The organism is Arthrobacter sp. RAF14 (assembly GCF_052114185.1).
In the GTDB taxonomy this organism is placed as follows: Bacteria; Actinomycetota; Actinomycetes; order Actinomycetales; family Micrococcaceae; genus Arthrobacter_E.
On sequence record NZ_JBFREG010000003.1, the window covers coordinates 117,134 to 130,437 of the forward strand.

The 13,304-nt window shown below is 67.6% G+C and carries 11 protein-coding genes; 6 read left to right on the top strand and 5 right to left on the bottom strand.

All coding sequences use genetic code 11. The features are described 5' to 3' along the window. Positions 1 to 22: 22 nt before the first annotated feature. The gene (locus tag AB4Y75_RS10860; protein WP_441435891.1) at positions 23 to 298 is read right to left on the bottom strand and encodes a helix-turn-helix domain-containing protein; all 276 of its coding nucleotides are present in this window, start codon (positions 296 to 298) and stop codon (positions 23 to 25) included. Between the two features lie 108 nt (positions 299 to 406). On the opposite strand from AB4Y75_RS10860, the gene AB4Y75_RS10865 reads away from it, so the two are divergent. From AB4Y75_RS10865 to AB4Y75_RS10875, 3 genes are all read left to right on the top strand, one after another. Beyond that, entirely contained in the window at positions 407 to 2,305 is a 1,899-nt protein-coding gene (locus AB4Y75_RS10865) for a site-specific DNA-methyltransferase (protein WP_441435892.1), read from the top strand. A gap of 279 nt (positions 2,306 to 2,584) precedes the next feature. After that, positions 2,585 to 5,296, top strand: a complete 2,712-nt coding sequence (locus AB4Y75_RS10870) for a restriction endonuclease (protein ID WP_441435893.1) — start codon at positions 2,585 to 2,587, stop codon at positions 5,294 to 5,296. Positions 5,297 to 5,592: 296 nt separating this feature from the next. Further along, entirely contained in the window at positions 5,593 to 6,075 is a 483-nt protein-coding gene (locus AB4Y75_RS10875; protein WP_441435894.1) for an SRPBCC family protein, read from the top strand. A gap of 111 nt (positions 6,076 to 6,186) precedes the next feature. Here AB4Y75_RS10875 and AB4Y75_RS10880 read toward each other — a convergent pair whose 3' ends face one another. The 3 genes from AB4Y75_RS10880 to AB4Y75_RS10890 form a co-directional block, all read right to left on the bottom strand. After that, on the bottom strand, positions 6,187 to 7,035 hold the full coding sequence (locus AB4Y75_RS10880; protein WP_441435895.1) for a hydroxymethylpyrimidine/phosphomethylpyrimidine kinase: 849 nt from the start codon (positions 7,033 to 7,035) through the stop codon (positions 6,187 to 6,189). Between the two features lie 71 nt (positions 7,036 to 7,106). Then, positions 7,107 to 7,535, bottom strand: a complete 429-nt coding sequence (locus AB4Y75_RS10885; protein ID WP_441435896.1) for a hypothetical protein — start codon at positions 7,533 to 7,535, stop codon at positions 7,107 to 7,109. A gap of 5 nt (positions 7,536 to 7,540) precedes the next feature. After that, entirely contained in the window at positions 7,541 to 7,777 is a 237-nt protein-coding gene (locus AB4Y75_RS10890; RefSeq protein ID WP_441435897.1) for a hypothetical protein, read from the bottom strand. A gap of 530 nt (positions 7,778 to 8,307) precedes the next feature. Between AB4Y75_RS10890 and AB4Y75_RS10895 the strand changes: the two genes are divergently transcribed. Further along, positions 8,308 to 9,036 carry a queuosine precursor transporter gene (locus AB4Y75_RS10895; RefSeq protein ID WP_441435898.1) on the top strand — a complete coding sequence of 243 codons (729 nt, stop codon included), beginning with the start codon at positions 8,308 to 8,310 and terminating at the stop codon, positions 9,034 to 9,036. A 110-nt stretch (positions 9,037 to 9,146) separates the two neighbouring features. Here AB4Y75_RS10895 and AB4Y75_RS10900 read toward each other — a convergent pair whose 3' ends face one another. Next, entirely contained in the window at positions 9,147 to 9,464 is a 318-nt protein-coding gene (locus AB4Y75_RS10900; RefSeq protein WP_441435899.1) for a hypothetical protein, read from the bottom strand. Positions 9,465 to 9,682: 218 nt separating this feature from the next. Between AB4Y75_RS10900 and AB4Y75_RS10905 the strand changes: the two genes are divergently transcribed. Together AB4Y75_RS10905 and AB4Y75_RS10910 are read left to right on the top strand one after the other, a co-directional pair. Then, a complete protein-coding gene (locus AB4Y75_RS10905) occupies positions 9,683 to 11,425 on the top strand; it encodes a PHP domain-containing protein (RefSeq protein ID WP_441435900.1) in 1,743 nt (580 codons plus the stop codon). Between the two features lie 26 nt (positions 11,426 to 11,451). After that, positions 11,452 to 13,245 (top strand): LamG-like jellyroll fold domain-containing protein, encoded by a 1,794-nt coding sequence (locus AB4Y75_RS10910; protein ID WP_441435901.1) that lies wholly within the window; start codon positions 11,452 to 11,454, stop codon positions 13,243 to 13,245. Positions 13,246 to 13,304 lie beyond the last annotated feature (59 nt).

A 13,304-nucleotide genomic window follows, 5' to 3' on the forward strand; every position in this document is an offset into this window, starting at 1 on the left:
GGCTCCGGTCATGACCGGAGGATCACTTGCCGCTGTTCTCCAGAACCAGGTCGATCAGCTCTTTGGGATCGATCCGGTAGACGCGCGCCAGTTCCAGCAGGGTGGCGATCGTGGGATTCGAGGTCGCGCGGTCGCCGTAGTCGCGGTGCCCCAGTTCCAGCGTCCGGTAGTGACCGCGGGACAGGCCGATGAGTCCGGCCACCTCCGCCTGCGTCCACCCGAAGTCCGCGCGGAGTGCCTGCAAGCGCATGCCGAGGGCCCTGGAGGCCTCCGGAGTGAGCTTGGCATGACTGGACACCCATCAATGACAGAGTAGAAAGCCCCTGTTCGTGACATGTATAAATGTCATAGTGTGCGAAATCGATCACTGTGACTGTTTGCAACGGTCCAGCAGGGAGGAGGAGGGATGCCGGACGGATCCCGGACCATCCAGGAACTCGCGGCGGAGGGCTTGCCGGACCGCGTCGCGGACCTGAGGAGGCTCTTCCCGGAGGCCTTCGCGGACGGCGCCGTGGACCTCGCCCGGCTGCGCGCTCTGCTGGGCGGTGACGTCCCGGCCGTCGGCGTCGAGGAACCCCAGGAACGGTACGGGCTGAGCTGGCCGGGCAAGCGCGAGGCCATCAGGCTGGCCCAGCGTCCCTCCACCGGCACTCTGGACCCGCTCCACGGCGAGTCCGTCGGCTGGGCAGGCACCCGGAACGCCGTCGTCGAAGGTGACAATCTCGAGGTCCTCAAGCTCCTGCAGAAGGGGTATTACGGCACGGTCAAGCTCATCTACCTCGACCCGCCCTACAACACCGGCCACGACTTCGTCTACGAGGACGACTTCACTCAGCCCACCGCGGCCTATCTCCGGCGCTCCGGCCAGGTGGACGGGCAGGGGTTCCGCACCTCGGCGAACCGGGAGACGTCCGGCCGCTTCCACTCGGACTGGCTGAGCATGATGTATCCGCGCCTGGTGCTCGCGCGGAGCCTGCTGGCCGAGGACGGTGCGCTGATCGTGTCGATCGACGACGGCGAACTCGCGTCCCTCCGGCATCTGGTGGACGAGATCTTCGGCTCCGAGAACTTCGTGTCCACCCTGATCCACCAGCGGGCGAAGGGCGGCGGCAACGCGCGGCATGTGGTGCGCGGTCACGACTACGCCCTGGTGGTGGCCAAGTCCCTGCGGAGCCTGCCGCCGCTGCGCCGCGACAAGGTGGTGCAGGGGCGGGTCGAGGAGATCGACGGCGTGCGGTACCTCGTGGACGACGACGTGATCCGCAAGACCTTCGGCAAATACGAGCCGGGGGTGGAGCGCCGCTGCCTGTACGAGGAACTGCTCGAGTACAAGGGCGAGGCGAAGAAGCGCGAGGTGGACGAGAAGATCGGCCGCGGCGAGCTCTTCCTGCTGCCCTGGGCCGACGGCAAGCACGCGGTTGCGAAACGCACCCCCGTCCGGGAGGCGTCCTCCAAGCTGTACTCGATCGTGAAGGTCCTCTCCGAGCAGGGCCGGAAGGACCTGGAGCGGCTGGGCCTGGACGGCGCGTTCGACTATCCGAAGCCGGTGGAGTTCGTGCAGCAGCTCGTCCGCGCGGCCACCTCGCCGACGGGCGGCGACCTGGTGCTGGACTTCTTCGCCGGCTCCGGCACGACGGCCGAGGCCGTGCTCCGTCAGAACGCCGACGACGGCGGTGACCGCCGCTTCCTGCTCGTCCAGCTTCCCGAGGAGTCCGGTCGGCCCGGGTATCCCACCATCGCAGCCGTCGCCCGGGAGCGGGTCCGGCGGGTCGGACGCCTGCTGCGATCCGGCCCGGGTTCCGCTGCCCCGGGCGCGGATCCCGGGGACACCCTTCCCGTCGGCACCCTGACCGGAGATCCTGTGCCCGGCGACACGGGGTTCCGGGCCTTCCGGCTGGGCGCCTCCCATTTCCGCGAGTGGGAACCGGAGGAGAGCACCTTGCTCGGCGAGGACCTTCAGGTGTTCGTGGACAACGTCGAGTCGTCGGCGACGGACGAGCAGATCGTCCACGAAATCCTCCTCAAGGCCGGGGTGCGGCTGGACACCTCTCTGGAGACGGTCCCGCTGGCGGGTGAGACCCTGGTGCTCGCCGAGGGCGGGACGGTGGCCGTGAGCGCCGCGCGGCGTATCACCAGGGATTTCCTCGCCGCACTGCTCGCCCTCGAACCGTCCCCGCGGCAGGTCTTCCTGCTGGACTCCGCCTTCGGGGAGGACGACTCGCTCAAACTCAACGCCCGGCTCCTGTTCGCGTCCCGCCGCGGCGAGAGCGACCCGGACCGCGACCACGCGCTCCGGACGGTCTGAGCAGCACGGTCTGAACAGTACGGTCCAGAGTGCGCGGTCCACAGAGCCCGGCCAGAGAGCCCGGCTCAGACAGCATGGTCTACGCAGCACGGTCCAGAGTGCGCTGTCCAGAGCGCACCGTCCAGAGCGCACCGTCCAGAGAGCACCGCCCCGGCGGCCCCCGGGACTTGCCCCGCGCTGGCCGTCCGGTCGAGCCGCAGCACCACGCCCCGTCCCGAAACCGCCCCGCCCCGAAACCCCGCCCCGAACCGCCCACCCGAAACCCCCAGGAAGAAACCCATGGAACTCACCTTCGACGCCACCCAGCCGCACCAGCTCGCGGCGGTGGACGCCGTCGTCGAGCTGTTCAGTGGACAGCCGCTGGCGCAAGGCGCGTTCGGCACCGCGCTGAACGAGGAAGGTGTGCTGTTCTCCGGCGGCGGGGTGGGGAACCGGCTGGCGATCCCGGAGGACCAGATCCTGGAGAACCTCCGCGCCGTGCAGGGCCGCCCGGAGAACTTCGTCCCCGCCGAGGCCCGCGATGAGTCCCTGGAGTCCCTCGATTTCAGCGTCGAGATGGAGACCGGCACCGGCAAGACCTACGTGTACCTCCGCACCATCCGGAGACTCCGCGAGCGGTATGGCTGGCGGAAGTTCATCATCGTGGTTCCCTCGGTGGCGATCCGGGAGGGCGTGCTGCAGAGCCTGCGCGCGATGGAAGAGCACTTCGCGGACCTCTTCGAGCACCAGAGCATGGACGCCTGGGTGTACGACTCCAAGGACGTCAACAAGGTGCGCAGCTTCAACCGCGACAGCGACCTCAAGGTCATGATCATGACGCTGGCGTCCTTCAACAAGGCCGGGAACGTCCTCTACAAGGACCTCGAAGGGCTGGGCCGGGGGATCGGGCTGCTCGCGGAGACGCGGCCCATCGTCATCCTGGACGAACCGCAGAAGATGGAGAGCCGCAAGAGCAAGGAGGCGCTACGCCAGCTCCGGCCCCTCTTCACGCTCCGCTACTCCGCCACCCACAAGGACCGCTACCACCAGCTCCACACCCTCGACCCGGTGCGGGCTTACGATCTGGGGCTCGTCAAACAGATCGTCGTCCGCTCCGTCCTCCAGGAACACGATCCCAATCAGGCCGGGATCGTCCTGCGGGCCGTCGAAGCCGAGCGGGCCGGCGTCGGCGCCACCGTGGAGATCGACGTCCGGACCGGCGACGGCGTGGCACGGAAGACGGTGCGCCTGGACCGCGTCGGCCAGGACCTCCAGGATCTCTCGGGCGGGCTGGAACGGTACGCCTCCTGGGTGGTGGAGGACATCCGGGCGGACACCGGGGAGGTGGTCTTCGCCAACGACCGTGTGCTCCGGGTGGGTGAGCGCACCGGAGAGGACCGGGACGCACTCATGAAGGCCCAGCTCAGGGCCACCGTGGAGAGCCATCTCCAGCACGAGGTCCTGCTGCGCCGGCGCTTCCCTGAGCCGGGCCGCCGGATCAAAGTCCTCTCCGTGGTGTTCATCGACCGCGTGGCGAACTACACGGGGTCCGGCGACCAGGAGCCGAAGATCCGCCGCTGGTTCGAGGAGGCGTACACGGAGCTGTCCGCCCAGCCGCGGTTCGCGGACCTCGGTCTGCCGGAAGTGGACGACGTGCACACGGGGTACTTCGCCAAGGACCGCGCCGGCCGGCCCAGGGACACCTCCGGGACCACCGCGGATGACCAGACCGCCTATGACGAGATCATGCGCGACAAGACCCGCCTGCTGGAGCACGGGAACCCGCGTCGCTTCATCTTCAGCCACTCGGCGCTGCGCGAAGGCTGGGACAACCCCAACGTCTTCCAGATCTGCACGCTCAACGAATCCGTCTCCCCGGACCGGAAGCGGCAGGAGATCGGACGCGGCCTTCGCCTGCCGGTGCACGAAAACGGCGAACGCTGCTTCGACCCCGCCGTCAACCGGCTCACCGTCATCGCCAACGAACACTACGAGGACTTCGCCCGGGCCCTGCAGGCCGAGATCGAGGAGGAGACCGGCGTGCGGTTCGACGGCGGCCGGATCCGCGATCAGCGGGCGCAGCTGCGCGTCGCGGTGCCGGAGCTCGCCGAGCTGGCGGACGACCCGGCCTTCCGCGCGCTGTGGCGGAGCATCAGACCCCGCACGCGCTACGAGGTGAGCCTGGACGCCGGGGCGTTGCTGGCCGACGTCGTCGATCGGCTCAGCCGGGAGCCTGAGGTTCGGGCGCCGCGCCTCGTGGTCGGTGACGCGGTGCTCAGCATGAGGCGGGCCGGCGAGGACGGCGCCGGCGGGGTGGATGCCCGGCTGACCCGCGGGTTCAGGGACGCCGGTACCGTGGAGACGACGCCGAGGATCCCGGACATCCTGGGCCATCTGCAGCGCGAAACCGGGCTCACCCGGGCCACGCTGGCGGGCATCGTGAAGGCATCCGGGCGGGCGGCGGAGCTGACGGTCAACCCTCAGGCCGTGCTGGATCTGCTGGTCCGGATCATCAACGAGTCGCGGAGGGCTCAGATGGTCCAGGGCATCAGCTATCACCGGGTGGACGATCCGGACCACGGCGAATGGCCGCTCGAGATCCTTCAGGACCTGGACGGTGAGGTGGACGCGCGGCATCTCGTGGGTGTGGAGGGGTCGATCGTGAGCCACGTCCGGGTGGACTCGGACGTGGAACGGGACTTCGCCCGCGGACTGGACGACCGGTTCGCCGACGGGGACTCCGACGGCGATGTGAAGCTGTTCCTCAAGCTCCCGCCGCGCTTCCGGATCCCCACCCCGATGGGCGGCTACAACCCGGACTGGGCGGTCCTCAAGATGGAGCTCCGGGACGGCCGGATGCAGGACGTGGCGGTGGTGGCGGAGACCAAGTCCACGCACCGCCAGGACGCACTGCGGCCGGAGGAACAGCGGAAGATGGCCTGCGGGAGGGCGCATTTCGCGGCCCTCGGGGTCCGGTATGAGGCGCCGGTGGTCGACGCCTCGGAGATCTGACAGGGGGAGCGGTGGATCCGTGCACGAGTGTCCCGTTCGGAAGCGCGAGCTGGCCCGGCCTGCCGGCCGGGGAGTGGCCGGGAGGCGGCGGTTCCCCCTGGCCCCCGCCCGTTCCGGAGCAGGCGGACGGGGGAATCCCGGCCTTGCTCTGGCCGCTGCGCTGAGACGTCCGCCGACGGGCGGCGAGCCCGACGGCCCGGCAGGAGGGCGAGGTCGCCCGCCGTCGTCGTCGGCCGTGCTGGTCACGCCGCGAACCCACCGGTGACGGCGCCCTCGCCGGGGCTTAAGCTGATCGCATGAGCACCTTCGCCGTCACCCGCAGCGCCTTCATCCAGGCCGCGCCCCAGGACGTCTTCGCCCACGTCAACAATTTCCACCTCTGGGGTGCCTGGTCGCCTTGGGAGCGTCTGGACCCGGCGATGACCAAGAATTACACCGGCCCGGAGTCCGGCCGCGGCGCGGCCTACTCCTGGGAGGGGAAGAAGGCCGGTTCCGGGTCCATGCTGATCGAGGCGACGACCGAACCCGCCCAGAGCACGGACGGGTCCGGCTCCATCGACATCCGTCTCAACTTCCTCAAGCCGTTCAAGAACGAGAACCACACCCTCTTCACGTTCGTGCCGGAGGGCGACGGCACCAAGGTCACCTGGACCATGAGCGGCGAGAACAAGACCCTGTTCTCCAAGATCTTCGCCAAGGTGTTCAACATGGACAAGATGGTGGGCAAAGACTTCGAAACCGGCCTGGCTGGTCTCAACGAGGTGGTGACCAGCTCCTAGCCGGCGCCTTCTGCACGCGAGGGAACAGGTGGCGSCCCTMCCCAGGCCGGGTAGGGGCGCCACCTGTTCCCTCGCGTGAAGCGCGGAGGTGCGGAGCTCTTTCCGGACTGATCAGGCGCCGGCGACGCCCTGCCACAGTGCGGTGAAGGGGGCTCCGGAGGTCACGCGGTTCGCGATGCCCCGGGTGACGAAGGCCTTGGCGGTGCGCGCGGCCTCCAGCGGGGTGGCGCCCTTGGCAAGCTCGGCCGTCACGGCCGCGGCCAGCGAGCATCCCGCGCCGGAGACGGCGACCTCGCCCACCTTGGGCTCGGAGAGGATCTCCAGGGTCTCGCCGTCGTAGAAGACGTCGACGGCGGCGTCACCGGCCAGGCGCACGCCGCCCTTCGCCAGCACGGCCGCGCCGCTGAGGGCGTGGATCTTCTTGGCGGCCTCCACCAGGTCATCGACCGTGGAGATGGTCATGCCGGAGAGTGATTCGGACTCGAAGTGGTTCGGGGTGACGAAGGTGGCCAGCGGGAGGATCTGCGTCTTGAGCGCCTGATCGGTGTCCAGGGCGTGACCCGGTTCCTGGCCCTTGCAGATCAGCACGGGATCCAGCACGATGTTGCGGAATCCGCCGCCCTGGAGCGCCGTCTCCACGGTGGAGATGGTGGCCGGGCTGCCCAGCATGCCGATCTTCACCGTGTCCAGGATGCTCCCGGCGCCGGACTCCGGACCGTAGGCGGCCGTGGTCGCCTCGAGCTGGTCGGCGATGACCTGCTGGTCCACCGGGACGAAGCGGTGGTTCCAGTCGTCCTTCGGGTCGAAGGAGACGATGCAGGTCAGGTTCACGATCCCGAAGACGCCCAGTTCCTGGAAGGTCTTCAGATCGGCCTGGGCGCCCGCGCCGCCGGTCGCCTCGGAACCGGCGATGGTCAGCGCGATGGCGGGGGATTCGGAATGCAGTTCGGTGGACGTCATGGCACCATCCTGCCATCACGCGCCACACGCGCGCGTTGTGCGGATGGACAGCGGACGACGACGGCGATCGGTCAGCCCGCGGAGGTCAGGTCCGGGTGCGCCTTGAGGAAGTCGCGGTAGCTGCTGAGGGTGTTCCCGCCGGAGTAGCCGAGCACCGTCGGGGAGTACGACCCGGAGCCGTCCGCCGCGCTGACCAGGATCGTCAGTGACGTTTCCGGATCGCCGTCCGCGGCTTTGACGATGGCCGGGAAGGCCTGGCGCATGAGGTCCTTGAGCGCGGCGTCGTCGCTGGTGTCCGCCTTGATGTCGACGGTGGCGGTCCGCCCCATGCCCTGCTTGGTCGAGTACTGGCTGTCGACCGAGGCGACGTGAGGCAGTGAGGCGACAGCGGTCTTGTACTTCTGGGCGACGGCGGCGTCGTCCTCCTTCGACCCGCCCGTGCAGGCGCTGAGCAGCGCGATCAGGGTCGCTGCCAGCAGGATCAGTTTCAGTCTTCTCATGGGATTCATTGTCTCCGGCCGATGTTGGACACGGTCGAACTCACCTGGCTGAGGTCGTCGGTGATGAAGCGCTGCGTCGAGGGGTCGTTCTGGTACGAGGCCCGATCCGGGGCGCTCGCATAGCGTTCCACGGAATCGGCGTAATTGTTGAAGTCGTGATTGCCCACGGCGTCGAAGAGGCCGACCCCCGGCGGGTTGGGCAGGGTGACCACCGTGCCGCTGTTGTCTCTCGCCCAGGGCACGAGCCCGCGTCAGAGTCTGCTGCCAGTCCGGGGTGAGGGCGCCGTCGTCGTCCGTGATGCCCAGGGCACGAAGCTCGGACTCCAGCGTCTCGCGCTGCTCCGTGGTGAGATCCGCGAGCGGGTCCGGCAGGGAACCGGCGGGGCGCGGCGCGCTCGCGGCCCCGGCAGCCTTCTCCACTGCGAGGGCCCAGCTGAGAACGTTCAGTTCGATCGAGTGGTCCAGTGTCACAACTGACATGTCATCTCCGGGAGGTGCGGTCGCCGCGGCAGCGGATCGCCGGGTGTGAGGCCACGGTACTACCGCGTGAACCGGCGCAACATGGGGAGTGCTGCCCATCGATGCCGCCGCGTGCCCGGAGCCCCGCCGCGCGTCATGGGAGAATACCGAAGGGGTTCCGCCGAGCCGGAGTCCTCCAAGTGCTAATACAGCGGGGCCTGAGGGCCCTGGCGAACCACTTTCCGGGCCTGACCCCGACGCTGCCGCGCACCGTGCGGGGATTCGACGGCCCTTCACCTGAATTGAGAACCGCATGAATGCCGAGAACCCCGCCGTGCCCGCATCCCAGCCGGGCGCCGGCACCAGTTCCACCGTCAAGGGCCCGAGCTACGCCTCCATCGGCAGTCCCTTCTTCGGGATACTGCTCGCGATCATGGCGGTGATCGTCATCCTGTCCAACATCGGCGCCTCCAAGGGCGTGGTGATCGGGCCGATCGTGACGGACGGCGGGTTCTTCCTCTTCCCCCTCGCATACGTCCTGGGCGACGTGATCTCGGAGGTGTACGGCTTCAAGGTGGCGCGGAAGGCCATCATCACCACGTTCGCCATCTCGGTGTTCGCATCCCTGTCCTATTGGGTGATCATCGCGCTGCCCGGCTTCGACGACGACTACGGCCACGCCAAGCAGGCCGCCCTGGAAGGCGCCCTGGGCCCGGTGCCGCAGATCGTGCTCGCCTCCCTGCTGGCCTTCCTGGCCGGGCAGACCATCAACTCGTGGATCCTGGTGCGCATGAAGGCGCGGTCCGGCGAGAAGACCCTGTGGGCCCGCCTCATGGGATCGTCCGGTGTGGGCGAGTTCGTGGACACCCTGATCTTCTGCTCGATCGCGGCCCCGGTGATCGGGATCGCCGACGCCCCGACCTTCATCAACTACGTCCTGGTCGGCTTCCTCTACAAGACCCTGGTGGAGTACGCGCTGGTCCCCGTCACCACCCTGGTGATCCGGTGGATCAAGCGCCGCGAACCGAGCTACGGGGTCTGAGCCGCGGGCGGCGTCGCGTCGGCGGGCTTCCAGATCGCCAGGCGGACGACGACGGCGGGCAGGTCCTGGCTGACCTCGCGATCAGCCAGGACCTGGGGGTCTCGCTTGGTTCATCGGTGAAGGTGAGGGATGGTCTCTGTGAGAAACGTCGCCACTTCAGGGTCGATGACCGGATCTCTGACGAGGCTGACGATCGGTTCGTACCACTGCAGAACACAGTATGAATTGAGGCGGCCGAACGCGATCAGATCTTGATCATCCAGTTCCTCGCCCCGCAAGAGCTTCTCCACTGACCAACCAGCATCAGCAGCTTGCAGCGCCAGTTCCGCGTCGATGGCGGCGATGGGTTCGCCACTGGCCCATGCTCGCAAGGGTTCGCCCGGCCGGTAATTTGACGACTCCCTGGGAAGCCCGGTCCATGTGCCCATGAGGTGCAATTTACTGCGGAAGACGCCGCTATTCCACCCATCTCGACCTGGATGTGTGCACGCGGTCCGCCATCGATGGCGCCGCCCGGTGACCGCCCCACGGGATCCCCCGAGAGTCACTCCCCAGACACGGCGATCCGTCGTCGTTAAACGTTTTCCTGCCGTTCATTCCCGGTGAATACCGTTCGGAGCACTGACCGGATGTACGGAGGATCGACATGTGTGACCAGCTCTCCACGCCCGTGGCGAATTTCGACGCGGACGCCGAACTTCGCTCTCTCGGCTTCTCTCGCCGGGAGATGCTTCGCACGGCGGGAATAGCTCTGGCCGCCGGGAGCCTGACGGCGTTCGGTGGGGTGGGTGCGGCACAGGCCAGTGCTCCGGCGGCGCGGCCAGGCTCCGAATCGGAACTGAAGTGGCTCGTGGGCGACCACCATATCCATACCCAGTTCAGCCATGATGCGAAGTACCGGATGGCCCAGCAGCTGGACGCCGCGCAGCGCTATGGTGTCGATTGGCTCGCGTTCACCGAGCACAGCAACTTCGCCCATGCGGATCGGGGACTGCCGGCGGCCCGGCGTCTTCTCGAGCAGGAGCGTGGCTCCCGGGACATGCTCATCTTCCAGGGCCTGGAGTGGTACATCCCCGGCGCTGAGCACGCGACCGTTCTGATCACTCCGGGAAGTGGTGACACAGCGGTGATCCGCGCCTTCGAACTGGCGTTTGACGGCAAGCTCAACGGGTGGGACAAGCCTGTGAACGATGCTCAGGCGGCAGAGTTCACGCGTCGAGCCGCGGAGGCGATCGCTTGGCTGGGTGCCCAGAAGAGGGCAGGCAAGATCGGCGACGCCGTGATGCTCGCCAATCATCCGATGCGTCTCGGTATCGACTCCCCGCATGAAATCCGCACCTGGCGCGACGCGAACGCTGAAATCTTCATCGGCATGGAAGGCGCGCCTGGAGCTCAGGGGTCGGCCATCAGCAGAAACGCCGGACCCGGCGACCAACGCGGCGAGTACACCAATTCCCCGCGCCCGGACAGCTGGCCCGGATACCCCGTCGACGCCTACCGTCCGTATGGCGGCTTCGACTGGATCACGGCCACGGTCGGGGGCCTGTGGGACGCGATGCTCGCCGAGGGCAAACCGTTCTTCATCACGTCGAACTCCGATAACCACTTGACGGTCAAGGACACGTGGCGGATCGGCGACTATCCGGCCGGTGAGCCGTACGCGAGCCTGCCGAACGAGTTCGACCGCTGGGCTGTGCGGGGCATGCGACCGGATCCCATCGACACAGGCCAGCCGCAGGGTGGAAGTGACTTCTGGCCTGGCGAGTTCTCGCGCTTGCACACGGGCGTCGTCGAACGCAGCTACGCGGGCGTCCTGGAGGCCATGCGCCAAGGACGCATGTGGGTGGATCATGGCCACCTCCTGAACGGTCTCGATGTGCGAGTGCGTGCGACGATGCCCGGCAAGGGCAAGGGCCGTGGAAACGGCAACGGCACCGGCTGGGGTAACCAGGCGGGCTCTTCCGCCACACTCGGCGGCCGCCTCACCGCGAAGCGTGGGCAGGACGTCGAAGTGTCGATCACCATCACGACCACTGACTACGCGAACGCGGCGGGGATCATTCCGCACCTGGCACACGTCGATCTGATTTCCGGTCCGGTGACCGGTCCGGCATCTGATCCGGACGTGATCAGGGCACCGGGAACCCGCGTGGTGCGCCAATTCGACACCACCGGCCGTCGTGGCACCTTCACCGTCACTCACGTGTTCCGAGGCGTGGATCGTCCGTTCTACGTCCGCTTCCGCGGAAGCGACGGCAACCGCAACGGGGTCGGTTTCCACGGTTCCGCCGTGGACCCGGCAGGTCCGTTGCGTCATGGTGCCGGTGAAGGGGATCCGTGGCTGGACACGTGGTTCTATGCCAACCCGATCTTCGTCGACGTCCGCTGATGCACGGGGATCACAGGACGCAGCCCATGTCCGCGGAAACGTCACGTCGTGCGGTGATCATCGGTTCCCTGGCCGGCGCCGCGGCGCTGACCATCCCCACCGCGGCATCGGCTGCGGCGACGCCCGAGGCCGAAATCCCGGCCACCGGTCAAGGTGCCGATGGCCGTGGGACGAGTGGCGGCCGGACCTTCACGCTGGCGGTGATCCCGGACACCCAATACCTCTTCGACGGGGACTCCCTGCACCCGGAGCCCCTCGAAGCGACCGTCGCGTGGCTTTCCCGGCTTGATGATCTCGCGTTTGTGGCCCACTTGGGTGACGTCACGCAGAACGGTCGGCAACGAGAGTTCGCCGCCGCTGCGGGCCCGTTCAACACCTTGAAATCCCGCAGGATTCCTTTCTCCGTGCTCGCTGGAAACCATGACGTCGATTCACACACGGACGACCGTCGCGGACCGACCCCGTTCCTCGGCACCTTCGCCGATCTCGCAGTCCGGAACCGGATCAGTCGTGACCAAGGCGGATACAACACCGCCTACACCTTCTCCGCATGCGGTCACGATTTCCTGCTGATCGCTCTGGACTGGCGGGTCTCGGACCAAGGCCTGGGGTGGGCCCGTGAGGTTCTTCAGGCCCACGCGCAGCTTCCCACGATCATCACCGTTCACGACGCCGTCGATACCGACGGTGCGACCGCGAACCTTTCCGAGCATGGCCAGAGGATCTGGGACAGCCTCATCAAGGACAATCCTCAGGTCTTCCTCTCCATCAACGGCCACTTCTGGCCCTCCGGGCGGATGAGCAAGCCGAACTCGGCCGGTCAGCCGGTTGAACTCCACCTCGCCAACTACCAGGAGACCTACTACGGCGGTGCAGCGGCCGTCCGGCTTTACCGGTTCGATCTGGACCGTGGTGTGGTCGATGTGTCCACCGAGGTTCCCTTCTCCAGTCAGCACGGCCTCAACCAACTGGAACGCGAGGAACTGAGGATGACCGGCGTGGCCGACCGATTCTCCTTCCCCGTCCCGCCGAGCCTCCGCGACAGGCCGAGCCGACCGACCCGGCCCGCAGCAGCGCTGTTGGTGCGCGGCACGGAGGCCTACTGGAGGTTCGACGGACAGGGGCCGCTGACCAGAGGATCCCGGATTGAGGACCACTCGGGTCGTGGCAATCACCTGGAAGTGGTCGGTGACGGAAGCCCGACCTTGAGCCGCGTGACGGAGCGTCATCCCTTACAACCGGCCGGCGAGTCACTGCGATTCGCAGGGTCGGGCAAGACCGGCGGCTATCTCCTGACCGTGGACAAAGCGCCATTGAACTCAGCATCGCTCGATCGCGGCTACACCTTCGAGGCGTTCTTCAAACTGCCCGAACCGTTCACTGCGGGCGCGGCATGGAGCGCGCTGTTCTCCCGCTGGGGATCGGCAGCGTCGGCCGGACGCTTCGGCGGTGACCAGGACGAACCTGTGGCCACGCTGTCGGTCTCGGGAGGCCGCGAACTGCAATGGTGCGTCTACCCGACGAACCTGGACCGCTCGGTCACGAACTGGGGACACGAGCTGCGGACGGACAGGTGGTGGCACGTCGCGGTCGTCAACAACGGGCGCCGCACCACCATGTATATCGACGGGTGCCCGGTGGTTCGCAATCCCTCGACCGTCAACGCTGGTCTCCTCGGCGGTTCGAGGGGCCCGGGGATGAAGTGGGCTGTGGGCGGGTACTCCTGGAATGGCGAGCTCGACAAGACCTGGATGGGCACCATCGGAGACATCCGGGTCGTTTCAAGGCCTTTGCAGGTCCGCGAATTCATGATCAGCTGATGCCTGCGTGTGATGCCTGCGCGGTCAAGGGCGTCATTTGATCAAGCAGCATCGACGTG